This window comes from Paenibacillus sp. NPDC058071 (assembly GCF_042885235.1).
GTDB lineage: Bacteria > Bacillota > Bacilli > Paenibacillales > Paenibacillaceae > Pristimantibacillus.
In genome coordinates this window covers 1-23,623 of the sequence record NZ_JBHVSK010000026.1, presented here as the reverse complement: position 1 = coordinate 23,623, position 23,623 = coordinate 1, and the positions used below count along the sequence as shown (strand labels likewise).

General features: G+C 48.8%; 23 protein-coding genes. 5 read left to right on the top strand and 18 right to left on the bottom strand.

The annotated features are described in order from the left end of the window. The first annotated feature begins 326 nt into the window (after nt 1–326). Nucleotides 327–1,214: a hypothetical protein gene (locus tag ACFVTB_RS26640; RefSeq protein ID WP_387756262.1), complete on the top strand. Its 888-nt coding sequence runs from the start codon at nt 327–329 to the stop codon at nt 1,212–1,214. Nucleotides 1,215–1,807: 593 nt separating this feature from the next. Next, on the top strand, nt 1,808–2,575 hold the full coding sequence (locus ACFVTB_RS26635; RefSeq protein ID WP_387756260.1) for a class I SAM-dependent methyltransferase: 768 nt from the start codon (nt 1,808–1,810) through the stop codon (nt 2,573–2,575). A gap of 55 nt (nt 2,576–2,630) precedes the next feature. On the opposite strand, the gene ACFVTB_RS26630 is transcribed toward ACFVTB_RS26635, so the two are convergent. The 14 genes from ACFVTB_RS26630 to ACFVTB_RS26565 form a co-directional block, all read right to left on the bottom strand. Further along, on the bottom strand, nt 2,631–3,305 hold the full coding sequence (locus tag ACFVTB_RS26630; RefSeq protein WP_387756258.1) for a DNA alkylation repair protein: 675 nt from the start codon (nt 3,303–3,305) through the stop codon (nt 2,631–2,633). Between the two features lie 200 nt (nt 3,306–3,505). After that, complete coding sequence (locus tag ACFVTB_RS26625) at nt 3,506–4,660, bottom strand: ABC transporter permease (RefSeq protein ID WP_387756256.1); 1,155 nt, start codon at nt 4,658–4,660, stop codon at nt 3,506–3,508. After that, the gene (locus ACFVTB_RS26620) at nt 4,660–5,754 is read right to left on the bottom strand and encodes an ABC transporter permease (protein WP_387756254.1); all 1,095 of its coding nucleotides are present in this window, start codon (nt 5,752–5,754) and stop codon (nt 4,660–4,662) included. Before ACFVTB_RS26620 ends, ACFVTB_RS26625 begins: the two co-directional genes overlap by 1 nt. A 45-nt stretch (nt 5,755–5,799) precedes the next feature. Next, a complete protein-coding gene (locus tag ACFVTB_RS26615; protein ID WP_387756252.1) occupies nt 5,800–6,738 on the bottom strand; it encodes an ABC transporter ATP-binding protein in 939 nt (312 codons plus the stop codon). 127 nt (nt 6,739–6,865) lie between these two features. After that, nucleotides 6,866–7,993 carry a sensor histidine kinase gene (locus ACFVTB_RS26610; RefSeq protein ID WP_387756250.1) on the bottom strand — a complete coding sequence of 376 codons (1,128 nt, stop codon included), beginning with the start codon at nt 7,991–7,993 and terminating at the stop codon, nt 6,866–6,868. Beyond that, on the bottom strand, nt 7,993–8,688 hold the full coding sequence (locus ACFVTB_RS26605) for a response regulator (protein WP_387756248.1): 696 nt from the start codon (nt 8,686–8,688) through the stop codon (nt 7,993–7,995). Before ACFVTB_RS26605 ends, ACFVTB_RS26610 begins: the two co-directional genes overlap by 1 nt. A gap of 417 nt (nt 8,689–9,105) precedes the next feature. Further along, nucleotides 9,106–9,372 carry a hypothetical protein gene (locus ACFVTB_RS26600; RefSeq protein WP_387756246.1) on the bottom strand — a complete coding sequence of 89 codons (267 nt, stop codon included), beginning with the start codon at nt 9,370–9,372 and terminating at the stop codon, nt 9,106–9,108. Nucleotides 9,373–9,659: 287 nt separating this feature from the next. After that, entirely contained in the window at nt 9,660–10,889 is a 1,230-nt protein-coding gene (locus ACFVTB_RS26595) for a methyltransferase domain-containing protein (RefSeq protein WP_387756244.1), read from the bottom strand. 107 nt (nt 10,890–10,996) lie between these two features. Next, entirely contained in the window at nt 10,997–11,947 is a 951-nt protein-coding gene (nudK, locus tag ACFVTB_RS26590) for a GDP-mannose pyrophosphatase NudK (RefSeq protein WP_387756242.1), read from the bottom strand. A gap of 135 nt (nt 11,948–12,082) precedes the next feature. Continuing rightward, a complete protein-coding gene (locus ACFVTB_RS26585; RefSeq protein WP_387756240.1) occupies nt 12,083–12,517 on the bottom strand; it encodes a gamma-glutamylcyclotransferase family protein in 435 nt (144 codons plus the stop codon). Continuing rightward, nucleotides 12,514–13,299, bottom strand: coding sequence for a LamB/YcsF family protein (locus ACFVTB_RS26580; RefSeq protein WP_387756238.1), 786 nt, complete (start codon nt 13,297–13,299; stop codon nt 12,514–12,516). Before ACFVTB_RS26580 ends, ACFVTB_RS26585 begins: the two co-directional genes overlap by 4 nt. Before the next feature lie 14 nt (nt 13,300–13,313). Next, a complete protein-coding gene (locus ACFVTB_RS26575; RefSeq protein WP_387756236.1) occupies nt 13,314–14,318 on the bottom strand; it encodes a 5-oxoprolinase subunit C family protein in 1,005 nt (334 codons plus the stop codon). Nucleotides 14,319–14,453: 135 nt separating this feature from the next. Further along, on the bottom strand, nt 14,454–15,149 hold the full coding sequence (gene pxpB / locus ACFVTB_RS26570) for a 5-oxoprolinase subunit PxpB (RefSeq protein ID WP_387756234.1): 696 nt from the start codon (nt 15,147–15,149) through the stop codon (nt 14,454–14,456). A gap of 234 nt (nt 15,150–15,383) precedes the next feature. Beyond that, nucleotides 15,384–16,724 carry a vWA domain-containing protein gene (locus ACFVTB_RS26565; RefSeq protein ID WP_387756232.1) on the bottom strand — a complete coding sequence of 447 codons (1,341 nt, stop codon included), beginning with the start codon at nt 16,722–16,724 and terminating at the stop codon, nt 15,384–15,386. Between the two features lie 155 nt (nt 16,725–16,879). Here ACFVTB_RS26565 and ACFVTB_RS26560 point away from each other — a divergent pair, with 155 nt between their 5' ends. Both ACFVTB_RS26560 and ACFVTB_RS26555 read left to right on the top strand, forming a co-directional pair. Beyond that, the gene (locus tag ACFVTB_RS26560; RefSeq protein ID WP_387756230.1) at nt 16,880–17,182 is read left to right on the top strand and encodes a hypothetical protein; all 303 of its coding nucleotides are present in this window, start codon (nt 16,880–16,882) and stop codon (nt 17,180–17,182) included. A gap of 173 nt (nt 17,183–17,355) precedes the next feature. Next, entirely contained in the window at nt 17,356–17,793 is a 438-nt protein-coding gene (locus ACFVTB_RS26555; protein WP_387756228.1) for a GNAT family N-acetyltransferase, read from the top strand. 220 nt (nt 17,794–18,013) lie between these two features. On the opposite strand, the gene ACFVTB_RS26550 is transcribed toward ACFVTB_RS26555, so the two are convergent. The 4 genes from ACFVTB_RS26550 to ACFVTB_RS26535 form a co-directional block, all read right to left on the bottom strand. After that, nucleotides 18,014–18,976 (bottom strand): aldolase catalytic domain-containing protein, encoded by a 963-nt coding sequence (locus ACFVTB_RS26550; protein ID WP_387756226.1) that lies wholly within the window; start codon nt 18,974–18,976, stop codon nt 18,014–18,016. A gap of 108 nt (nt 18,977–19,084) precedes the next feature. After that, entirely contained in the window at nt 19,085–20,056 is a 972-nt protein-coding gene (locus tag ACFVTB_RS26545) for a hypothetical protein (protein WP_387756224.1), read from the bottom strand. Between the two features lie 1,383 nt (nt 20,057–21,439). Further along, nucleotides 21,440–22,186 carry a GTP cyclohydrolase II gene (locus ACFVTB_RS26540; protein ID WP_387756223.1) on the bottom strand — a complete coding sequence of 249 codons (747 nt, stop codon included), beginning with the start codon at nt 22,184–22,186 and terminating at the stop codon, nt 21,440–21,442. A gap of 30 nt (nt 22,187–22,216) precedes the next feature. Next, nucleotides 22,217–22,981, bottom strand: coding sequence for a dioxygenase family protein (locus tag ACFVTB_RS26535; RefSeq protein ID WP_387756221.1), 765 nt, complete (start codon nt 22,979–22,981; stop codon nt 22,217–22,219). Between the two features lie 147 nt (nt 22,982–23,128). Between ACFVTB_RS26535 and ACFVTB_RS26530 the strand changes: the two genes are divergently transcribed. After that, nucleotides 23,129–23,452, top strand: coding sequence for a winged helix-turn-helix transcriptional regulator (locus tag ACFVTB_RS26530; RefSeq protein ID WP_387756219.1), 324 nt, complete (start codon nt 23,129–23,131; stop codon nt 23,450–23,452). Nucleotides 23,453–23,623 lie beyond the last annotated feature (171 nt).

Genomic DNA, 23,623 nt, shown 5'->3' with positions numbered 1-23,623 from the left:
TTTAATTCAGTTCTCATTCTGTAATCTCATAATCATGGCGAGTGATCCAGTTCAGCCTAATAGGCCTATCGGCGAAAATCCAAAAGAATCAGATATCACTGTTAATCTGCTCCTTGTTTCGACTTAGGTATTACAGTAGACAACGTATAGGTGATAAAATACAGATAAGGAATTTTGGAGGTGAAGGTGTGTATGGCTAAATATAAAGATAATAAAAGTTTAAACTTTTTAGTTCGGCACCTAGAATCTGTTTGCGCTCATAACTATTCACCTTGCCCTTATCCAATATATACGATTGAAGGAATTTCCTCGGGAGGGCCATGCCAATGAGGAATACTACGGAGGGTCAACAGAAGCACGGGCAGCAAGAACAATTTGAGCCGATGCCGTTGTTCTCCACCATGGACAGGAACGGAAGGATGACTATGCTCCGGCCGGGACGTCACGTCGGACGTGTGGCTCCATTGCTGCCGTGGCTGCTCATATCAGCTGCACTGTGGGCACTGACAGGCTCAGTGCCTTTCGGAGCACTGCTCGGCCTGGCGCCGACACCGGCGATTAGCCTATTCCTCGGTCATCCGGTTACGGTGGGCGTCGCCTTGGTGCTGCTGTTTGTCGTGATCGGTGCGACCAGCGGAGTGTACTCGCAAGCGGTCGAGCAGTTCGGGCAGACCAGGGTCGCCGGCCTGTCAGCGACACTAGCGATCGCAGGAGGACTGGCCACAAGCGCGGGAGTCCTCCTGCTCTGGACGCTGACAAACGATCCGTCACGCCCCTTCGATCTCGAGGCCATAGCGACGTCGCCGACGATCCCGCCAGAGCTCGGCGCCATTGTCGGAGCTGTCTTCGCCCTCTTGGCAGCTATCGTGCTCCTGCAGTTGCCCGGCTCAATCGCCCACGCTCTGCGACGTCAGGCGGACATCGAACGCCTCCGCTTGGAGGGTTCGTTGTTCACTGGGACGTTGACCGCCGTTAACTTCACTAACCGCTGGCTCTTCAATCTCCCGATATTTACAGTCGAGGTAAGCTATATCGTCAATGATGCTCCTCTTGTCGTCTCAGCGCACATGCGCACCAGCGCCGACCGTGTTCCCGTTGTTGGCTCGCGTATGCTCGTGCTGACCGACTTTCGCGGAACTACCCATGTTGAGCTGGACCTGTCCAATGGGGCTGCATTCGAGCCGGACGCAAAGTACGCCGCACCGGACTATTGATTTTGCGCCTCGGATGCTGCGCGACTCCGCCTGAAAGAAGGCAAGAGGAAAAGGCAATGCACAGTTTAGAGAATTCACTATGTCTTTTAGAAAACGTTCTTTGTCATTACCGTACTTTTCAATAATCTTTACCCCCTGTCTGTTATGGTACGGTTCTCCGTGCTGTCTATAACGGCAAGTTTTTTATTGATTTTTCGGTTCTACATCAAAATCAGTTCTTGACGGCAAAGATGAGAGTAGCGAAGGGTCAGAGGGATTCTTGAGAAACGGCAGTGGTCGCTTTTAAAGCATGATTCCTACCTCAAAACTCAATAAAATAAAGGAATCAGGCTTTAATGGCGATCGGAAGAACCCTCTGACCCGCAGCGTTTCCCATCACCCTCACTTATAGTCAAGCACTGATTTCGGTTTTGAGCCGATTTTTCTTATTGATCAAATTTTAACTGGAATCTATAATTGAGATAATTTTACATAAAGGTGAGTGATTCTCATGCAAATGCTTAAATCCGTCGCGTCCATTAATAAGGTGCGGAAGGGATAAAATCAAAACGATCCCCTTCCGTGTTAAATCCAACCCACGGAGGGAAAAATGCATGTCTTTTAGCTATTACGGAGAACTTTGTACAGAAATTTATGACCTCACTAAGAAAATTGGTCAATCTTTCGGCGGTGATTTAGAATATTACCGTGACAGACTGAAACCTTGTAAGGGGCGTATTCTTGAAGCAATGGTCGGATCTGGACGTGTGATCATTCCGCTTCTCGAATCAGGTCTTATTGTAGATGGCCTTGACTATTCTCCCGAGATGTTGGCTTCTTGCCGTCAACGTTGTGAAGAAAGAGAATTAAAAACTAATTTGTATGAATCAAATCTCCAAGAACTTTCTTTACCTGATAAATACGAGGCTATAATTATTCCAGGCGGTTCATTCTTGTTAATCGAAAAACGAGAAGAGTCTCTTCACGCCTTAAAACGCCTTTACGACCATCTTCAGCCAGGTGGACGTCTTTTACTTGATCTTTTCCTTCCTGACAATAACTTTGAATGTGGTCAGTTTGGTGGGACGTCGACATTCACATTACCGGATGGAGACATCATCACAATGGAAGGCAAGCTTGTTGAAGCGGATTTATACAATCAATACAAAGTTTCATTATTAAAATATGAAAAATGGCGTAACGGTTCACTTATCCAGACAGAATTACAGCGTTTTGCCTTACGTTGGTATGGTGTCGAAGAATTTAAACTCGTTTTAGAAAGCATCGGTTTTTCAGATGTGGTTGTATCGGCTGATTTCGAATATGGCAAGGTACCAACACATGGCAAGCAAAAATTTGTATATGAAGCGGTACGCAAGTAAGCAACCTACGGGGGTCTCGGTTTTCAGCCAAGACCTCTGTTTTTTGCCTACCTAACTAATTATTATTTCGTTTGTTAACTTCAATCGTAATAAACTCCGGCAAATAATTGGGAGTACAGCCCTTTGATACCATTTCATCTTTATAAAGACCCGTTTTTTCACCAAGCTTGATGCAACGTTCTCGATTCTTCTGATCATAAACGCCTATCCAGCCTGCGAGAAAATTCATAGCCCATTGGACTTCCGGTTCTTCCTGCGTAATATTAGCTTCAATTGCAGATAGTAAGTCCTCGGTGTCATCAGGCGGTGTTTGTCCAGTCCATCTCAATCGCCCTTTATAATACCAGAAGGTTCGCCTTTGAAGAGCAGAAGGACTGTTTTCCCATAACTCCATCAATGCAATTGCCTTCTTGTCTTTGGTAAGCTGATTAGCCATTAACCAATCCATTAAGTTATTTCGCTCATCAAATGTGTGCAGCTGCATATCCTGATCAAGCTTATTTAACACATCTTCTGAAAGAAGTTTTTTGTCCATAATTAAGATTGCCAATAGCCTGGGCAGAAACTCTTTGGTTGACCAAAGTTCCATAGCTAGTTCGTGATCTACTTTAATGTCCTTCGCGATTTTTCGTAAGTCGCCTAGCTTCGTTTTACTATTGATATCGATCAGTGATAGAATGCTTTCTGCTTTTGAAGAACGCTTCATTTCTGTACTTTTATTGTTATTCATTTGACACAACTCCTTTATTAAAGCACTGTTTCATAATATCTCCTTGGCTCCATATATCAATAACTTAATTTCGTTATAAGTCTTCTTGCATAAAAATATACCACAACAATATTAAAAGGATGGATTCCTTTTACGCAAAACGTGCCTCAGAAGTGATTCTGGAGGCACGTTTTTATTTCTTAAATAGGCAGGCAATCCGATCAAATAAACGAACGCATCTCTCTGTTTCTTCCGAATTTATAGGCGGCTGTCAGTGCTAGAACGAGCGCAAAGGCGAGTAGAATGGCAAGATTCAACAGCATTCCAGATAGCTGTTCTCCATGTTGCAGCCCACTGACCGTATCCAAAAGCCAGTATTGCGGGAGAAATTGGGCAGCTTGCTGCATGAACGTTGGCATCGTTGTGATCGGAAATAAACATCCGGCCACCAGGCAGGTTGGAATAATGACCATAGTCTGTATCCCGTTCGCCACCATTGAGCTTGACGAGAATGCTACGATGGCCAAAGCCAGACTGACCGCCACCAGGGCAAACAGACCAAGCAGCAAAAACATTTGAATAACCGGTATTCCTGTATCCATATGAAAGAACCGGGTCATAACCACTAATGTCACAGCAACTTGGATCAGCATGACGGCAAGGTTCACAATGATGTTGGCTGCCACGTATGCGCGGCCCGTCACCGGTGCGGTAAACACTCTGAAATAGGTTCGGTTTTCTTTTTCCTTCAGAAGTATCCCAGACAAACTGACGGCTGAGAACAGCATGAGCACGATCAGGTAGCCTACCGTCTGAGCCGACTTGCGATGCTGAACGGAGTGATCCTCCACCGTTTCGGCCGAGAGTCCGGATTGCGCTTGAAGATAGTTTGTGTACATCTGGTCGAACTTCGCCTTCTCCCCTCCGGACGATTGGCCGATGGACAAGAGATTCTCAATATATGCATTCACATACGACTTGATATAAGCTGTGACTTGCGAGCCTTGAACGGAAGTCAGACCGACGTTTGTCGGTTGGTCGGACAACATACTAACTGCAAATCCTTTAGGGAATGTTAACAATGCATCTATATGACCATTCGCCAGAAGCCCCTCCGCCTCCTCCGCCCGCACTTCCCGGACTTCAACCTGATCAAGCTTGCGGATATACTCCACCATATTCACAGGTACCGCCTGACCGTCGTCATGATTGACCACGCCAACTCTCAATAGGCTCTCTTCGGAGCCGGAGCCGCTGTAGATGGATGAAGCCAACGCTATGCCAAGAACCGGTAAGCATAAATATAACAGCATCAGCTTATAGTTTTTGAACGTGCTTAACGCCATCCTACGGACCAGCCAGATCATCTCTCTCATTACAGACCCTCCCTTCTTCTCATGAGGACAATTGCCAGGGCAAGCAATAGTACCGAACATCCCAGGTTAAGCATCATTGCCGAAGGCGCAGCCGTAAGGTCCCCCGCATAAATCATTTTCAAAATAGCATCATTGGACCAATGCAGCGGAGAATATCGGGAAAGGACATTCATTATCCCTGTTGTTTGATCGACCGGCGTATATGCCCCTCCCACAAACGCTGCCGCTTGAATAACGATCATCAGTACACTTCCAGCTGCGTTGCCCTTCAGACAATAGCCTACGCCGAGTCCAAGGCTGATCGCCAACACAATTTCAGTTAATAAGACAAGGAAAGCAAGCCACAGATGTTCTCCCCAATTCGCACCGAACATATATTTGCTGAGCAGCACGATAATCGCGACAAATATGGCATTAAGCACGAGTGTCCCGACAATTTTCCCTGCGAAAATTTCTCCTTTCGTGATCGGTGACACCAACAAACGGAGATCGGTATGTCTGCTTCTTTCCGTTTCGATTAATTTCCCAGCCGTTAAGGCGCTGTACATAATGATCATGGTTGTCACTGCAACAGCAAAATAGTCCAAGCCCCCTGGCTGTCTAACGGCATCAATCGAAGCTTCAGTTACATAATTTCCATCTGGAGACGGAAGATCGGTCTCTGCTATTGTTAATCTATAGCGATCAGCCAGCGCTGCCAATAAACCCTGAACGATACCATTTTCCATCCCGTTGCCGCTGTTGCCATAATAGCTGATTCCATCATCAACGATTCGCGCATAACCCGTATAAAGGCCATTTTGCACATCCTTGACGACATCCGTTTCCGTTCTGCTCGTTACCTCTTCAAATCGGATGCCGGACGTTTCCGCTTCCAGCAGAAAAGCCTTCCACAGCGTTTCTACCGTTTTACTCGTGCTGTCATAGCTATATATCACGCGAATCGGATCGACCTTTACGGTTCCATTGAAATTACCGGATAGCGCTGTCCCCAATATGAGCATCAACAGAACAGGTGTCGCCAACATAAACAGCAGCATTTTGACATCCCTAAACATCTTTAATTCTTTCCCAGCGATACGCAAAATGTTCATTCGTTCTGCCCCCTTCCTCTTTCGTATTCGTAGTATGGCTCTTGATTACTCATCTCGCAGCGTTCGGCCGGTTAAAGTCAGGAACACGGACTCCAGACTTGGCTCCTGTGCCTCCACGCCGCGAATTTCCACGCCGCTTGCCACAAGCAGCTGAATGATTGAATTTAAGTTGTTAATTTCTACAACGGAGCTGATGTTAATCGTTTGTTCCGCCGCTTCGACCGTGTTCACACCGACAATGCTTTTCAACTGTTCCATCGGAAGACTTTCGGTCGATCGAACTGAAATGCTCATATTTTTCTGATTCGTAATAATCGCTTTAAGCTCTCCCTTCGTCCCTTCCGCAATGATCTTCCCGTGGTCGATAATCGCGATCCTAGAGCAGATTTCTTCAACCTCTTCCATATAGTGACTCGTATAAATGATTGTACTGCCCATCCGATTCAGCTTCCGAACCGAGTTCAAGATATAATTGCGGGATTGCGGATCGATACCTACCGTCGGTTCATCCATGATGATCAGCTTAGGTCTATGAGCAATCGCGCAGGCAATATTTAGCCTTCTCTTCATTCCACCTGAGAAGCTTCTCGGATAGCTCCCCCGCCGATCCGCGAGGCCTACGAATTCCAAGGCTTCGATTGCGCTGCGTTTCAGCTCTGATCCCCTTAATCCATATAGCCCGGCAAAAAAGTGAACATTTTCATAAGCAGTCATATCTTCATAGATCGCTAAATCCTGGGGCACAAAGCCGATCGATTGCTTCGCAAACCTGCTGTGCTTGGTAATATTCCGGCCCATGATCTCAATTTCGCCTTTTGTCGCGGATAACAAGGAAGCAACCATATGAATCGTCGTGCTCTTGCCTGCCCCGTTAGGCCCCAAAAATCCGAAAATTTCTCCTTCTTGCACTGCTAGCGATAAATTGTCCACAGCAGTATATTCTCCGAATTTTTTCGTTAACTGTTTGATTTCCAACATGTTCACCGTTGTTTTCCCCTCCCATTAAGTCCGTTTCTGATGTTCTTATCGTACAAAAAAAGGACGTACCTGCAGAAGTGCACAAGTTCATCCTCTTCCCATGAATTTATTCATGTTATCCCCCTTCAAACATTCATGGGGTATATGGTATTAACGTTGTGATCGAAAACCCCCGCGAACCGTCTACAATCACCTTTCCTCCTACCGCCGCCGTCCTTTCCTCCATTCCAATGATACCGAGTCCCTTCACAATCTTTGTTTTCCCTTGTCCATTATCAGTAACTGTAGCCTTAATTAGTGCAGGCAACACCTGAACATGAATTGAAACCGCGGTAGCTCCGGCGTACTTCATCATATTCGTAAATGCCTCTTTCATATTATCTTGGATGATCTTCCAATGGATCGGCGAGATGAAATCCATATTTCCTTCATATGTAAATGCCGTACGGATCGGGTGCTTGTCCGCAAATTCATCAATGAATAATTTCATCCGGTTAACGCCCATCTGTTCCGTAGGCGGTTTTATTTTCTTCAAATCGAATCGAATGCTTTCGATGCCCTCTTTTGATATCTGAATAGCATTGTCCAGCAGCAACGACGCTTGGTCTGACTGGATCTTGATTAAGCGCTTTGCCGCCTCCATCTGGATCAATGCGCTGGTCATCGCGTGTCCGATGTTATCGTGGATGTGCTGGGACAATCGGTTTCGCTCCTCCAGCTTAAGCGTATATTCCGCTTGCCGCAGAAATTCGTTATTTTCCTGCAGCCGAGTTTGCACCCGTTCAAGATCGCCGCGCATTCGCTCCAATTCAGAGTGCTGTCCGCGCAGCTTGTTATTGTAAAACTTTAATGTGGGAAAATAGATCAGAGTTACTGCCGCAATGAGTATGTAGAGAAGCATGAGTTGCCGTGGTACGAGTAGCAAGGGGATCATCATGAAGAGGAACGACGCAATCGCTTGTTTACCGACAAAGATGGACGCCAACTCGTAAAGATGAGCCGGAAGCAGTAAAATCATTAGCGGATGATCATGGAACATGGCGATAGCTATTCCTATGGATAGCACAGCGACAAGGGGGCGAACGCTCTCTTTTTTCAATATATAAAACAGCAGGTTCGTACTTAGATATAATAATACGGATAAAATATACCAGGGCGTTATACTTGTTTCAGATGATAGGGATTGGCCGACTGCAAAGACAAGCAGGGTCACTTTATAGCCTATCTTTAACAGTTCCGATCCATCTCTTGGATCACTCATCAGGTCAATTCCCCTGTCAAATAGTAAATGGCGATTTGAGTGCGGTGCGTGAGGCCGGTCTTGCCTAATATAGAAGTAACGTGATTGGCAATGGTGCCCTCAGAGATATAGATCTGTTTGGAAATTTCCTTGTTTGTCCGTCCCTTGGCGATCAGTGCCATAATATCCAGTTCTCTTTCCGTAAAGAGACTCTTGTCGATCCCGGACTCTTGGTTACGTGCAGGCAGATCTGTGTCCTTCCCCGCCTTTCCCCCGGCAAAATCCGATTTCAACTTGTCTAATACCGAGTCCTGCAGCACATTATGACCGTAATAAACGGTTTTAATCGCATCGCGGATCCGCTCAGGGTCGTTATTTTTCAGCAAATAGCCCTTGGCCCCGTATGTAATGGCATCCCTAATATATTCGTCATCATCAAACGTCGTCAAGATCAGCGGCCTTGTTGCTGTACGCTCGACGATCAGCTTGGTCGCCTCCACTCCGTTCATTTCCGGCATTCGCACGTCAAGCAGCGCTACATCAACCTCATGCCGCTCGCAATAGGCAACAGCCTCCTGTCCATTCTGAACCGTGGCGACAACCTCAAATCCTTCAAACGTGGTTAAAATAATTTTCATCCCTTCGCGAATGAATGAATTGTCGTCCGCAATCAGCACCTTAATATTCGGCACAAACCACTCCTCCTTCCCTTCCATTATTATGCATCATGAAAGGCGTCAGCACCATACTGATTATGTGTCAGCAACGTTCAGTATGTTGCTGTTGGGTAGTGATGCCTAACGGCGAAAAGGCCTAGAAAAACAACCATAGACGATATTGAAAGCCGGCGACAATCACACCTGCGCTAAATCATGAGAATTTCCAAAAACCTGCTACTAGATTTTGTATCTCATCCGTCCTGCATTTGGCGAAAATATAGAGAGACCTAAAACCAAAAGGATAACTGTAAGCATCTTGAAGCAAGGTTTTAAAAAAGACTGATCCATCGATTTCTCGTCATTACTTAGTGCCCCGTCTGAAATTGCATGTTTTATAAGACCTGGGTTAGTAAACATATCTTTGACGCTTTCAGTTGAATTTGGATGCTCAAGCACCTTTATCGAGCAATTAGGCTAAATATTGTTTTCTAGATATTCTTCATAGTCCTCAGGAATGAAGATCGAAATCATGCTCTCAGGTTTAAAGGGATGGACGAGACTCAAGTAAAAGTAATATTTTTGGTTGCCTTCGTGGATAAGGTCTGCTTGATCATTAAAGAAGTCAGGTGCATTCCCTCCGATCCAGCCTTTAGAATGTTCGTTCGATTGGCCTGATTCCGTATAATAAAGAATACAGTCTATTCTCTCAACTAAAATATTCATGTGATTTTCCATAGGCATATCACGAATCCCCCGTTGTTTAAGGATTCACTCAACTCTGCAGTATATGTAATCAATGTATCCCTATGGATGTAACTGATCTTTCAGTTATGGCAGATGCCTGATTCATTTCCAGCGGGATATTGGACTAATTCTTAGGTGTTGTTTATCCCCTAAAACAAAGTTTTAGAAGCTTATAATTCAATCTATTCTGCTGTCCCAACACACTCTAAGCATTCCTCGAGTAAACACTCGGCCCTATTTATGATATGGTTCTCCGTGCTGTCTATAACGGCAAGTTTTCAAATTCATACCGTCCTCCTTTGTAAACATGTCTTTCTGGATCGAAAAAAACCGGATTCCATCGTAATATAGATACTTCCGTCTTCTTCCGAGATCTTCTCGTTCAAATAGGCTCTGAAGGCTTTTAAATTATTGCCCTTCAGATAGTCTCTTGCGTTCATAGGCGTTGAAGTCATGTAATGAATGAGAGGCTCCGCCTCATCTACCTCCATGTAATCTTCATACCGCAGCAGATCAATGACCGAGAAATGGGACGACAAGATCTCCGCTCCGTTATCCAAATGGAACCTCTCCATAACATCATCCAACACTCGAAGGTCCGGGTCGAATGCCCTCGCGAGCTGCTCCATTTCCTGAAGATGAGCTTTGCTCATGGTAGAGGTATAGAGCATGCCCTCGTTCTTAAGGACCCTATGGCATTCGGTCAGCGCTTGTCCGATATCCAACACATGATAAAGCATGTGATTCGCAATAACCACATCAAACTCGTCATCATGGAACGGAATGGATTGAGCGTCGGCGACAAGAAACGCAAAACTGCCGCTGATGTCTCTTACATTTGCGCGAGCGGCCTCCAACATGCCCGAGGATATATCGGTAAGCATGATGCTCCAGGATGGCGGTATCCTGTCCCTATTTCGACTCCACAAGGCGGCATCTCCGCAGCCCAGTTCCAATATTTTTAGATTCGGTGCCAAACCGAGCTGATCGAAGAACCATCGGTGCCATCCGGTTTTATTGGCGCTGAAGGTATCGTACAACTGGATTCTGGCCTGTAGCCGGAGCGCGTTGCGGTATTGTTCTCCCCAATCTTTCTCGGTATGAATCGTCTGAATGATTTCGAACAAGCTATCCCATTCCATTTCCGCTTGGTGTTTCCCCAGCACATCTAGCGCTTCATCGATTGCTTTGGATACATATTGCATGTGGGCAACTTTTTTCCGGATCACTTCCTTTTGCAGCTTAAGTGAGCTTCTTAAATCCTGTTTGAGAAATAAGCCTTCATGAATGATATGCTTTATATCGACAAGACTCAGACCGATATATTTGAGCACATGAATTTTTTGCAGCCGAACTAAGTCGTCTTTACCGTACATTCGGACAGAAGCATGGTTAACATACGATGGCTTCAGCAACCCGATCTGGTCATAATACCGCAAGGTTCGGAGAGTCAATCCCGTCCGTTTCGCGATCTGTCCAGTCGTCCAATATTCTTTATCTTCACGGGCTTGCATCTACAATATCCTCCATTGCAACGATTGTTATCTTGATTATACAAATGATATCAAAAAAGGAGTACCTCCCCCTGGGAACTCCTCATTTATCCATACTATAACCTTTTCTATACAATTCGAGGAATGTCTCTTAAATCACTATAGATGATCTTTCCCATTTGTTGTGCGACGCTCACCATTTCGTCGGCACCTTGGGAGGGCCCTCCGATTCGAAGAACGGCATCGCAATGGTTCAAGAGTCGAACGGAGGATGGATGGAAAATACGATTAAAAATATCGTCTCCGATCTGCTGTGAACCTGCTTTATCGATTAATGGAAGTGCATACCACTCGCCAAGTACAGGCAAATGGCCGGCCTCATATACCTGAAGTGCGATATCGTTCATCAATTCGATGTTCCTATGAATTAAATCCGGATCGTCTCCCGTTCCCGAACGATAAGGTCCTGCAATGAGGATATGCTGCTGTCTTAAAACGGGTTCAAGCAGCCGATTGATTTGAGCGTATTGCAGCAGCATAATCGTTTTTCCGTCTTTGATCACTCCTGCTTTTATCATATCAAGCGCCTGCTGAAAGGGATATTCCAGCACTTCAATGTTTTCTTGCTCCTCCTTGACTCCTCCGCCCTCTCCAATTTTCATGACTGGCGAGTATTCCGCGACAAAAAAATGCAAAATTTCCGTTACGGAGCCTGGCGACATATAGGCTTCGCCGATTTTTTGTACATTGGCTACCCTGTAACCGGTCTCCTCTTCAGTCTCCCGACGAATGCTGTCTTCTGCGCTTTCCTTGTCCAACAAACCTGCGCAAGCTTCGATTAATAACCCCGTCTCGTTTCCGTTCAAGTAAGTCGGGATCCGGAACTGCCGCGTCAAAATAACCGTCTGCTTCTCCCGATTATAGAGCAAGATTGTTGCACCGTTCCCACGGTCGTATGATTCCCTGGACTGACTATTCCAGGAGCCATCCCTTGCTTCGCTCATGTAAGTGATTTTCTTAAGCACATACCAGTTATCGGACAAAATTTCTTCGTTTACGATTCGGATCTTTGGATTCATCGTATTCCTCCCTTTCGATGAATCTCATTATACAAGGTTACGTAACGTCATCTTCAAGCCTTTTTTCAATTAAAACTTGCCGTTACTTATGTACGGTTCACCCCGATTAATTTTAAACGCATACCTACCCTAGTCTTACTTCTCTTTTTCCGTAAAATAAACCGTCCAGCTATCCCCCACAATAGCCGGGTAATTTCGATCATTCGGCCATACGTAGACCCATCCGCTCCGTCCTGGCGATTCGCAATCGCAAGTCCATACTCTTTCGTAATCGTTCTTCTCCTCGATACCGAAAAACTCCTCCAGCTTGTCCATCTCAGCTAATCCTTCTCGCGTCACTTGTATCCATAATCCACGAATCGTTGAACGTTGCTTCATCGCTTGTTCGTCAAGGACGGCTGCCGGATAATCCCGCACATCGACTAGACGGCCTGCGATGCGGCCGGGGACGCTTCCTTCCATATAGGCGGCAGCCAGCCGATGGTTGCTCTGCCCGGGCAGCAACGTACCATAAATAAATATACGTATGAATGGTGCGGCTGCTTTTGTTATTCCGCTGCCATCGCTCATTGTCGTGCCTCAACGGGCGGACGAATGGCAACACCCTCGCTTTCCAGCGCCTCGCGAATTCGGGAAGCGAACAAAGCCGCGTGAGCGCCGTCGCCATGCAAGCAAATCGTGTCTGCTCGCACCGGCGTCTCCAGGCCTTCTAACGTAAAAGCCGTACCGCGTACAGCCATGGCGACAGCCTGTCTCGCCGCTTGATCGGCGTCGTGTATGATCGCTCTGGGCTTGTTGCGAGATGCAAGGCTGCCGTCAGGCTCATACGCCCGGTCCGCGAACGTCTCCGACACAGAGGTAAGCCCGGCTTTGCTTGCTTCAGCAAGCAGAATACTGCCGGATTGTCCGTACACCATCAGCTTATTGTCACAGTCGCAGGTAGCGCGTACGATAGCAGCCGAGATCGCTGCGTCCTGATTCGCCATATGGTAAAGCGCGCCGTGAGGCTTTACATGCCGCATCCCCACGCCTTCCGCATGGGCGAAAACCTTTAGCGCACCCAATTGATAAAGTACAATATCGTATACCTCTTCCGCCGTCATCGCCATCGAACGCCTTCCGAAGCCGAGCCGGTCAGGAAACCCCGGATGTGCGCCAATGGCAACGCCCGCTGACGCCGCTTTCCGAACCGATTCCCGCATCGTATGTGGATCGCCAGCATGGAATCCGCAAGCAATGTTCACGCTGCTCACATAGCGAAGCAACTCGTCGTCCTGACCGAATGAATAAGCGCCGAAGCCTTCCCCGAAATCGCAGTTTAAATCGACGGATATCGAATGTTGATGCGTCATATCCAATCCCCTCTCTAAGGCGTGCGGCAGCGAATCGCTGCCGACAGCAATGCCATCTCTATCTCAAAGGCCAACATTAGGCGCTGTGCCTCTTCTACCGTTATGTATTGAAAGCGAATCGTATCTCCCGGCTTCGCTTGCGCAAGAAGCGGCATGTCGACGGAAGCGACATGCGCGATTTTCGGATAGCCGCCGGTCGTCTGGCAATCGGCGCCTAACACGATCGGCTCGCCGCCTGCAGGCACCTGCACGGCGCCCGCCGTTACCCCGTGCGAGAGCAGCTCCGCGCCGCTCTCGCGCTCGATCGGGAATCCGCTAAGCCGGATTCCCATCCGGTTCGAGGCGGGAGCGACCCGGTACCGCTCCCGAAAAAAACCATCACGGGCAGCTTCGCTAAACTGCCCGTACTCGCTCCCCGGCATCGCGCGCAGCTCGATGCCGTCATCGCCTGCGCCGCCATAGGCAAGCGGCGGCGCAAACCAAGGCGCGGCCGCCATTGCGCTCCGGCGGCGGCCCGCCCCCTCAAGCGCCAGGGCCGCGAGCCATGCCGCGGCCCAGCGCCCTGCCGGCTGCGCCGCATGCACGGCGGCGCCCGCCGCCAGCCGTGCTCCCGGCTTGCCGGCCAACCCGCCTGCTGCCGCCACATAGGCGCGGCAGCCGCTCTCGGCGCGCCCGAATCGGATGACCGCGCCCCGCCGCACGAAAACCGGCCGCCACATCGGCAGCTCCTCGCCGTCGACGGTCGGCCCCATATAGGCCCCGCAGACCGCGATCAGCATATCGCTTTGCGCCGTCAACTCCGGCCTTGCCAGCGTCAGCTCCAGTCCGGTCGCCTCCTGTGCATTACCAACAAGCCAGTTCGCGACACGCAGGGCGTAGCGGTCCATAGCGCCGCCGGTCGGAATGCCTAAAGCTCGGCTGCCGGTCGTTCCCAGATGCTGAAGCGCTGTCAGCATACCCGCTCTTTCGATTGTAAAACCGCCGTTCTTCTCGCCAAAGCTCGCTGCCGTCCCCTTCATCTTGTCATTCCTTTCTATATCTATGTAGAAGCTAGTCCCAACAGAGGCTGTGCTAAAAAAGCAGCAACTTCCTTCGCCTTGCACGCACTCGGCCCCCAACGCGCAGCGGGACCGTACGAGTGTCATCCATCATCCTCACGTAACCTCCGGGATAAAACGCACTCTGTCTCCTGCTCGCAATAATACAGGCGGCTCCTGATCCGGATCGTACAGCCGGAATGAAGTACGGCCAATCAGCTGCCAGCCGCCTGGCGTCTCAATCGGATAAATGCCGGTCTGTAAGCCCGCAATCCCGACCGATCCTGCCGGAACGATCGTTCTCGGCTTTTCCTTGCGAGGCTGCGCCAAACGTTCCGGCAAACCGCTCAAATAGGGAAAGCCCGGCATAAAACCAATCATCGCAACCGTATACTCCGCTCCCGAATGCGCAGCTATAAAAGCCTCTGGCGACAGCCCGGCCCGCTCCGCCGCTTCCGCCAAATCCGGTCCGTCCTCCCCGCCGTATCGTAAAGGAATATCGATCCTTCTTGCTGTATACAGCAGTTCGTCTTGATCTAAAATGCTCGCCATTCGTCTCAACTGCCGCTCTGCAATCCCATACGGCAGCTCGTCCGCAGGATTCCCAGCAGACTGCCATAGCTGCAGCGGATCGTAAACAACCGTGACCGTTTCATAGGCAGGTACAACGTCCTCGATCCATGCCTCACGGCGATTGGCAATCGCATCGGCGAGCGCAGCCGTCCGGCGCCAGCCGCTTTCTCCTTCAAAAGAAACGCTTCTTATCACGATCGCCCGATCTCCGAGCGGTTCTATCCGTATCGAGCTTTGCACCCTTTTTTGTTCCCCCTTGCATCGCCGGACTTCAATAGCAGCGACGATTCCACACCTTATTTCTTACTACACATTTTAATTGAAATCGCCGATTACGGCTATCCGCCTTCGCTTCATTTCCTATCTCCCACATAAACTAAAAAAAGGCTGCGCGCGATCACCCCTCCATCCCTCTCGGAACCATCGCTTAACAGCCCTTTTCCTGTCCTGCCCTATTCTTCGTTTCTATGCATGTTAGTTCGTGTAGCGATTAATCGTCTCCACTAGCAAATCATTGAGCAGCTTAACCTCGTATTTACCCGCAGCCGGCTCCAGATGTTCGCCGCCGATGCCGCTGTCATCGGTCAAGAATAAATAAGTGCCGCCTGTGGCAACCGACAGAAACCGCATCAAATATTCGGTATCGACATCGATTCCGCTGGAGACGACCGGGATGACGCGAATGCCATTCTCGGCAGCCTTCCGGGTCATGTCCTGCACCTCTTCAATCGCTTGATCGTTATGATGCGGCGGAGCGTCCAGTACGAGGAACAACAGCCTTGCCCGCGCCTCCTGGCTCCAATCATGCTCCGCGATGCCGTTGCGCAGCGCCTGTTCAACAGCCTCCGGGTAATCGCCGCCGCCTCTCGCCTCCTCGGCTGCGATTTGGCGAACCACCTTGTCGATATCCTTCGTGAACGGATTCGATTTGACGACATAATCATCATGTATATCACGATAAAAATTAGCGCTAAGCCGAATGTCCAGCTGATTGCCATGCTGCTGTCCGACACGTTGGATTACATCCTTCAGCTCGGCTTCCAAGTAATCAAGTTCGTCCTGCATCGATCCGGTCGTATCGATTACAAACATAATATCGACCTGTTCCGGCTTTTTCGCTTCTTCGTCCAATGTCATCTTCAGCGATTCCTGTTCGGATAGACGAATATTTTCGAGCTTTTTGCTGCTCTGACCATGACGAACAACGACATCGTAGCGGCCTCGTCCACCGCTTCCGCTTCTATCGTCCTTAGTTCGCTCGACATTATCGCGCTGTGGCCCAAGATCAAATAGGTCGGCAAAGAGATACGCTTTGCCTTCCCCGTTCGTACGCGCCTCCCATTCTGTACGCCCGCCGTCCATCAGCTGCACAATGGCATCCGTTACCGGCCTTCCGCCCGCAGTCACGGACACTTCCAGGCGATTGAATCCGCGAAATGACCAATACCGCATGCTGGAGTCGCCTTCTCCGCCATTCAGCAAGTTTTTAAAGCTTTGCCACGCGGCAAGATCATCCCATTCCCCCGCTGTTAATTGACCCGCTTGAACAGGAGCATTCCGGTTTTCATAGCGCCTTACATTTTTGCCGTCCTTCTCTCTCTCCGGCCTGGGTTCCTTCCCGGCTGGCGCATCGTCTTTATTACGCTCTTTTACCGCTTCCGAGGTAGTCTCTCCGGACTTATTGGACCGATCCGAGTTGACGCTTCTATCGTCGGTGCTGCCGGAGCAGCCTCCCGCCACCAGCGCAACAGCCAATAGCAGCAGTACGGCCGATCTCTTTCGTTTATTCGCAAACCAATTGTATAGATCAGGCATTTTTGACAACCCCCTCTATCTTTTCCTTCTATAACGTGAACAGTTTGTCTATTGTTGCAAAACCGGATAAGGAACATTACAATCGAATTCAGGCGATGCGGCCAACTTACCGATACAAATGCCGGTCGCTACATGCGGAGGGAAGAAATCGACAGATGGAAACGATTGAATTGATCGCGATAACGATGGATTATGAAGGAAAAGTCATCGAGCTAGGCTTCGAAAAAGCTGAGCTGATTGTCATATCCGAGTACGGGTCTCGGCTCTGGTACGCGAACGTAGACGGCATCGCAGACTCTGAGCTTTTAAGGCGGTTCGGGCAAAGCGAAAATATCGGAATCGAGCTGAATGCGTCGGCCAAGGACGGCCGCAAGTTCCGTGGCTCGGCCTATTTGCATCCGAACGAGCCGCATCAAGCTGCTGCCATTCGCGGTGACGGCGAGCTCCACATGAGCTAATTGGCTACCCTGAATAGTATGAACGTCACCCGTACACTGCCATGACGAAGATTACGACAACGACAAGTACAAACTGAGCACGCTTGGACAGCCTTTGACAATCGGCGGCGAAGCGCCGCCCGCGCCAGAGCAGTCCGGTTGCTCCCGTCTTAGGAAGAAACGGAGGAACATCTATGGATTCAAATACAACAGTAAAGCAAGTGCAAACAAATGAAGACCGGGATGCCATTTATCAAATACGCAAGCATGTTTTCGTTGAGGAGCAAGGCGTAGCGGAAGACCGGGAATATGACGAATATGAAGACAGCTCGCAGCATGTGCTTGTCCTTCATAAAGGAGAGCCTGTGGCGACGGGCCGAGTCCGCAGCGTGGACGGCATCGCCAAGCTTGAGCGTATTTGCGTGCTGTCTTCGCATCGGGGACTCGGTCTTGGCAAAGTTGTCGTAGAAGCGCTTGAGGATACGGCGAAGGCGAATGGCTGGAAGAAAGCGAAGCTGAACGGACAAACGCATGCAGAATCGTTTTACGAAAAGCTCGGATATAAGACCACGTCCGATATTTTTATGGAAGAAGGCATTCCTCACGTCACAATGACGAAACTGCTTGACTAAGCGGATTGCGAATTCCACACACAATGCCCATAAAAAACGGACATCCGGCGATACGATGCAATCGTTCGCTGATGATGTCCGTGTTCGAGAAAAACAGGCGGCCCTGTCCCATACGGTGACAAGGCCGCCTGTTTTTGCAGGTGCTTGCTGTTGACCCCCGTCGGAAAAATACCGTCAGCGAATCAGTAGCCATTTATTCATTTTCGTCGTCCCAACGGGCTTACTTGCCGTGAGCGATTTCAGGCGTCGTCAGACGATCATAGAAATCGACGAATTTGTCTTTGTCTTCCGAGCTGCGCAGCGCCATAGCGGAACGCGGGTGCTCATCCAAAATACCGGTAACCATGTAAGGGATAATATAGCCCCACTCTTCTTTCTCACGAAGAGGGATCATATATTTCTCGATCATGTCGAGAAGCGGACGTACGTTGTATTTCGTGTTTTGAAGCTCAGCTACAAGCAGCTCCGTGTTGCAGTTGCCTGCAGCGCGGCCCATGCCGTATACGGAAGCGTCAAGCAGCTCGACGCCGTTCTCGGCGGCAATCAGCGTGTTGGCAAACGCCAGCTGCATATTGTTGTGCGTATGTACGCCCAGACGCTTGTTTGGCAAGTGCTTGCGGAACTTTTCCACCAGATAGCTGAGATCGTTTGGCTTCAGACTGCCATAGGAATCGACGATATAAACAACGTCTACAACGCTGTTATTAATAAGCTCGAACGCTTCAAGCAGCTGGTTCTCCATAACATTGGAAAGCGCCATAATGTTCAGCGTCGTTTCGTAGCCGCGTTCATGGAACACTTTTACGAGCTCAAGCGCCTTATCGACGTCTTGAATGTAGCAGGCAACGCGAATCAGGTCGAGCAGGCTCTCGCTGCGCGGCAAAATATCGTTCTCATCAACGCGTCCGATATCAACCAGTGCGGAAAGCTTCGTGTTTCCTTTGTTCGGAATCACTTTTTTCAGAAAATCGTCGTTCAGGAAACGCCAAGGACCGGCCGATTCGGCGCCCTTCAGCAATTTCGGAGAGTTTTTATAGCCGATTTCCATATAATCAACGCCGGCTTCATTCAACGAGGCGTATAAGTGCTGGACGAACTCAACGCTGAAATCCCAGTTGTTTACGAGTCCGCCGTCACGGATTGTACAATCGACAATTTTGCAATGGCTTGTTTTCGAATTCATGCGCTTGCTCCTTCGTTTACGAGGTCTAACTCTTTTTATCTCCCATCATACTTGAAAACACCCGATAAATCAAAATAATTTTGTCGTTTTTTGGCTATCAGCAGACAGCTATGTCCCTGATTTGGCAAGCAGTAACGATTTCGCTTCCGCCTGGAACCGCTCGTGAAATTGTGTAACCGCAGGGATGCTTGTCTGCATACCTTCCCGGTTTTCGTACACCATTCCATTCGAATGCTCCAGCACCTTCAGAAAACGCTCAACGATGACGGCTGTCACCGTATCCGGCTGCTCCTGTATTATTTTTTTGTAGCTGTCCTTCACTTCATCCTTCAGCTTGTAAGTGTCATAATCAAAGACAGGCGTATTGTTCAAGCCGTAAATATACATCGGTAAGTAAGAATCCAAATAAAGCCCGAGCGCCTCCTCTGCTTCCGGCACGCCTGGGTAAGCGGCAACAAAAGCTTCGGCCATCACGGCTCTCTCGGAAAGCTGCTTCCACGTAATGACAAGTCCTCCGTCTTTCGCTGCCGGCTCATCCGACTCCACTGCTTTTAGCTGGACGTAATTGTTCATTTCCTCCGATAAAAAAGAGGTGAATTTGATTTGCATCGCATAATCGACAATCGGAAAAATCGTTCCTTCCGCTTGCTCCAGCTTATAACCGCCGGAAAGCTTGGTCACAACAAGCTGACGAACGTCCTTATCTTCGATGGAAGCGGCGTTCGACGAAGTAATCGGCCAAGACTGCTCAAGCAGTACCTCCTGCACGTTCGGCTTCACGAAAGCGTCTTGGGACTTGTCCAAGTCTGCCGTATAGAAAGCGTTCAATTCACGAATCATCGTATCCGCGTTCCGCTGTCCCGCTTTGCTCATGTTTTCGTTTAAATAGGACAATATTTCGGCAGCCTCTTTCGCCTGCTTCACCGTGCTGCGGAATTTATCCAAAATAACGTCCTTATTGTCATCCTCCTCGCTGCGATTTTTCTGAAGCTGGGCTTCCTCAGCGCCTTGCCTTGCCACGTCAGTCTCCTTGTTGTTCGAGCAGCCGGCGGCAAGCGCAAGCAGGAGTGTTAATATCATTATCATAAAGGCCCTTCGGCCTGCCTCATTCTTAGTCATTGAAGCCCACCCAACCTTCCGTCTTCCTAGTGTATGCCAGATTGAGCATAACCATTAGACGAAAAAGTCGGCCGGAAGTTTCGGTCGCTGCCCCTCGGAAAACATGCTTTCTGTGCCCATTTCGTGAAATATTTCCGAAAATTCGACTTAAAAGCGGATATACTGGGTCAAAATAGAAATTAGTACTTGACTGATTATCGCTTATTTGAGTCGTGCCGTGTGTTGTTGCGTTGTTGAATAGCTCGATTTATGGTTCGTTCGGAGACACTTCTTATTCGTAACGGGTCGTCAGATGCTGGATAGTATGGAGAGTCCATTTTGTCACATGCATTCAGCCAGATCTTCATCTGAGGGCGTAATGTATATGATTTTTCGTATATAATTTTCGAAAATCGAACCTGAGCGCTTAATATGTATGAAATTTCATATATAATTAGCCATATCTCCACCTTAGAGCGAAATTATATACGATTTTTCGCACATATTTAACCAAATCTCCACATCAGAGAAAATTATGTATGATTTTTCGCACATATTCCGCCAAGTCTCCCCTCTGAGTCCAAAATGTATAGGTTTTTCCGCTCTAAACCGAAATCAGAAACTTGACTTGAAGTGAGGAGAAGCGCTGCGGATCAGAGGGTTCTTCCAATCGCCATTAAAGCCTGATCCCTTGATTTTATTGAGGGTTGCGGTAGGAATCATGCTTTAAAAGCGACCACTGCCGTTTCTCCAGAATCCCTCTGACCCTTCGCTACTCTCTTCTTTTCCGTCAAGAACTGATTTTGATGTAGAACCGTTTTTTCGACTCATAGCCGCATCAATGTTTAACCTCCAGTATGAGGGAGCGCTGAGGATCAGAGGATTCCTACGATCGCCGCTAAAGCCTGTTTTCTTTATTTTATCCAAGTTTGCAGTAGGAATCTGGCTTTGAAAACGACTACTTTCGTTCTCCAGATTCGCTCTACCCCGTTAATTTTCACTCTCTTCCCGCCAAAGCTCGATTTTAAGTTTAAGCCGATGTTGAAAAACCGGATATACGTGGTGCCGTCGCGGCATGCTGAGCTCCGTGCTCGGTACGCGGTGCTCCGTGCTCGATGCTTGGTACTCGGTACGCGGTGCTCGATGCTCGGTGCTCGGTGCTCCGTGCTCGATGCTCGATGCTCGGTGCTCGGTGTTCGGTGCTCGGTGTTCGGTGCTCCTGCTCCCTGCTCCGCGCTCGCTCACACTTCGGCGGTCAAACCTCTTCCGCACCGCACGCCTCCCATAAAACTACAAAACCCCCGTCATTAAAAATGACGAGGGTTTCTCTGCAAGCTGAGCCGGACAGCGCCCGGCTATTTCTTATTAACGAGCGAGCAAACGCTCGAAATGTCCTGATTTCTCAACCTTAGTCGCCAAATACTTCTCGTTATAAACCGTTGCCTCGCCCCAGAGCGGCACGCGGTTCGCAATATTCATGCCCGCTTGGCGCAGCGCTTCGACTTTGCGCGGATTGTTCGTGATGATCGATACAGGATGCTCGCGCAGCGACTTCAGCACAGCGATCGCTTCGCTGTAATCGCGAGAGTCGTCGGCAAAGCCAAGCGCAAGGTTCGCATCAACCGTATCAAGACCTTCCTCCTGCAAAATATAAGCCATCGCTTTGCTGAACAAGCCAATGCCCCGGCCCTCATGATTCGCCAAGTAAAAGAGCGCACCCGTCCCATGCTCCGTAATCATTCGCATCGACTGCTTCAATTGGAAGCCGCAGTCGCAGCGCTGGCTGCCGAAAATATCGCCGGTATGGCAAATGCTATGCATCCGAATGAGCGCTTCCGTGTCTTCTTCGAAATCGCCGTACACCAGCACGCTTGATTGCTGCAGATCGGCATAATGGAACTTGTTCAGTTCGCCGATCAATTGCTCGGTCGAAAGCGGCTGTTCGCCATTCGCTTTTTCTTTCTTCATCCAGCTGTACCAGTTGAAAATTTTCGTCTCTCCATCCAACTCGACCGGAAGACGAACGGGACCAACTACGTATAAATCATATTGCTCGCCTTCGATAGCGCGGAGCTTCTTGCTGATAATCGAGGCTGTATCGATCTTATTCATATATGCTGCACCTACTTAACTGTATAAGTTTTAAAATTGGAATGAAAGGTAGCTCAAATTGCCCATGTCGTAGCTTCGATGGATAATAGCCGGTTTTTCCTCCGGCTTGCCGCTGCCCAGCGCGATAAAAAGAGGGACGAAATGCTCCGGCCGCGGAACCGCCGTTTTCGCATTTGGAGCCAGCTCAGCATACCGGAATAATGATTCCAGATCGTGCTTCTCCAGCTTGTCGATAAGCCAGTCGTCAAATTCAACGGCCCATGGCTCCGGCGTTTTTTGTCCCCATTTCAAAATTCTTAAATTATGAACGGTTACGCCGCTTCCAATTACTAATATGTTGCGATCCGACAATTCGCGCAGCGCCTCGCCAATCCTGTACTGCTCCTCGGGCGACCCGTACGGATTGACCGACACCTGCACGACAGGCACATCCGCTTTCGGGAACATATGGTGGAGCATCGTCCACGACCCATGGTCGAGTCCACGCACTTTATCGAACTCGGACGGAATTCCTTTATCCTCCAGCAATTTTCTCACAAGTTCTGCGATTTGGGTAGACCCCGAGGCCGGATATTGAATTTGATACAATTCATCCGGGAAACCGCCGAAATCGTAAATCGTTTCATATACATCGTCTTTCGAGCTAATCGTCGTCGTTTCCGTCTCCCAGTGCGCCGTGAAAATAACGATGGCGTCCGGCTTCAGTCCAGCTCCGGTTTTCTTCAATAATTGTGTATAATCATTATCCTCAACGGCCAGCATAGGCGATCCATGTGCAACAAATAAAGGGTTCATTCTGAAACCTCCTCGTCAATTCACTTACTATTAGTAACTAATTATATATTCACAATCATATAACGTCAAGTTATGTGCATGTAAAAAGTTTGGTTGTATAAAAATGATATTAAGAATATAATAGTACTTACAAAGAGGTGATCGAAAATGGAGGAAACGAACCTTTGTCCTCGTCTCCAGAAAGGAATGGATTTAATCGGCAAACGGTGGACCGGGCTTATTATTTATCAGCTGCTGTCCGGGCCTCAGCGGTTTTGCACGGTACAATCCGCCCTGCCGATTAGCGGAAGACTGCTGTCCGAACGTTTCAAGGATCTGGAGAGTGAAGGCATCGTGACAAGAACCGTATATCCGGAAATTCCCGTTCGCATCGAATATGCATTAACCGAGAAGGGGCTGGCATGGGAGCCTGTCGTTCGGGAGATTGAACGCTGGTCGACGGATTGGATCGATCCGTCAGAGCTAGACTGACAGTAACACGTCTTCTATCTATATATCTTTTATAACCGTTTCCCGCCGCGCACGATACGCGACGATGGAAGCGGTTTTTCGTATTATTAGGTCAGCCAGAATGTTCTGGTTGGCCTTTTTTAATTGGTCGTTATACGATGGCGGTAGCCGGGAGAACGAAGCGGTTTTTGG

Bases quoted from the DNA above. Each gene is read 5' to 3' on its own strand.
- ACFVTB_RS26640 (WP_387756262.1), top strand. From the start codon at position 327: ATGAGGAATACTACGGAGGGTCAACAGAAGCACGGGCAGCAAGAACAA.
- ACFVTB_RS26635 (WP_387756260.1), top strand. From the start codon at position 1,808: ATGTCTTTTAGCTATTACGGAGAACTTTGTACAGAAATTTATGACCTC.
- ACFVTB_RS26630 (WP_387756258.1), bottom strand. From the start codon at position 3,305: ATGAATAACAATAAAAGTACAGAAATGAAGCGTTCTTCAAAAGCAGAA.
- ACFVTB_RS26625 (WP_387756256.1), bottom strand. From the start codon at position 4,660: ATGAGAGAGATGATCTGGCTGGTCCGTAGGATGGCGTTAAGCACGTTC.
- ACFVTB_RS26620 (WP_387756254.1), bottom strand. From the start codon at position 5,754: ATGAACATTTTGCGTATCGCTGGGAAAGAATTAAAGATGTTTAGGGAT.
- ACFVTB_RS26610 (WP_387756250.1), bottom strand. From the start codon at position 7,993: ATGAGTGATCCAAGAGATGGATCGGAACTGTTAAAGATAGGCTATAAA.
- ACFVTB_RS26605 (WP_387756248.1), bottom strand. From the start codon at position 8,688: ATGGAAGGGAAGGAGGAGTGGTTTGTGCCGAATATTAAGGTGCTGATT.
- ACFVTB_RS26600 (WP_387756246.1), bottom strand. From the start codon at position 9,372: ATGCCTATGGAAAATCACATGAATATTTTAGTTGAGAGAATAGACTGT.
- ACFVTB_RS26595 (WP_387756244.1), bottom strand. From the start codon at position 10,889: ATGCAAGCCCGTGAAGATAAAGAATATTGGACGACTGGACAGATCGCG.
- nudK (WP_387756242.1), bottom strand. From the start codon at position 11,947: ATGAATCCAAAGATCCGAATCGTAAACGAAGAAATTTTGTCCGATAAC.
- ACFVTB_RS26585 (WP_387756240.1), bottom strand. From the start codon at position 12,517: ATGAGCGATGGCAGCGGAATAACAAAAGCAGCCGCACCATTCATACGT.
- ACFVTB_RS26580 (WP_387756238.1), bottom strand. From the start codon at position 13,299: ATGACGCATCAACATTCGATATCCGTCGATTTAAACTGCGATTTCGGG.
- ACFVTB_RS26575 (WP_387756236.1), bottom strand. From the start codon at position 14,318: ATGAAGGGGACGGCAGCGAGCTTTGGCGAGAAGAACGGCGGTTTTACA.
- ACFVTB_RS26565 (WP_387756232.1), bottom strand. From the start codon at position 16,724: ATGCCTGATCTATACAATTGGTTTGCGAATAAACGAAAGAGATCGGCC.
- ACFVTB_RS26560 (WP_387756230.1), top strand. From the start codon at position 16,880: ATGGAAACGATTGAATTGATCGCGATAACGATGGATTATGAAGGAAAA.
- ACFVTB_RS26555 (WP_387756228.1), top strand. From the start codon at position 17,356: ATGGATTCAAATACAACAGTAAAGCAAGTGCAAACAAATGAAGACCGG.
- ACFVTB_RS26550 (WP_387756226.1), bottom strand. From the start codon at position 18,976: ATGAATTCGAAAACAAGCCATTGCAAAATTGTCGATTGTACAATCCGT.
- ACFVTB_RS26545 (WP_387756224.1), bottom strand. From the start codon at position 20,056: ATGATATTAACACTCCTGCTTGCGCTTGCCGCCGGCTGCTCGAACAAC.
- ACFVTB_RS26540 (WP_387756223.1), bottom strand. From the start codon at position 22,186: ATGAATAAGATCGATACAGCCTCGATTATCAGCAAGAAGCTCCGCGCT.
- ACFVTB_RS26535 (WP_387756221.1), bottom strand. From the start codon at position 22,981: ATGAACCCTTTATTTGTTGCACATGGATCGCCTATGCTGGCCGTTGAG.
- ACFVTB_RS26530 (WP_387756219.1), top strand. From the start codon at position 23,129: ATGGAGGAAACGAACCTTTGTCCTCGTCTCCAGAAAGGAATGGATTTA.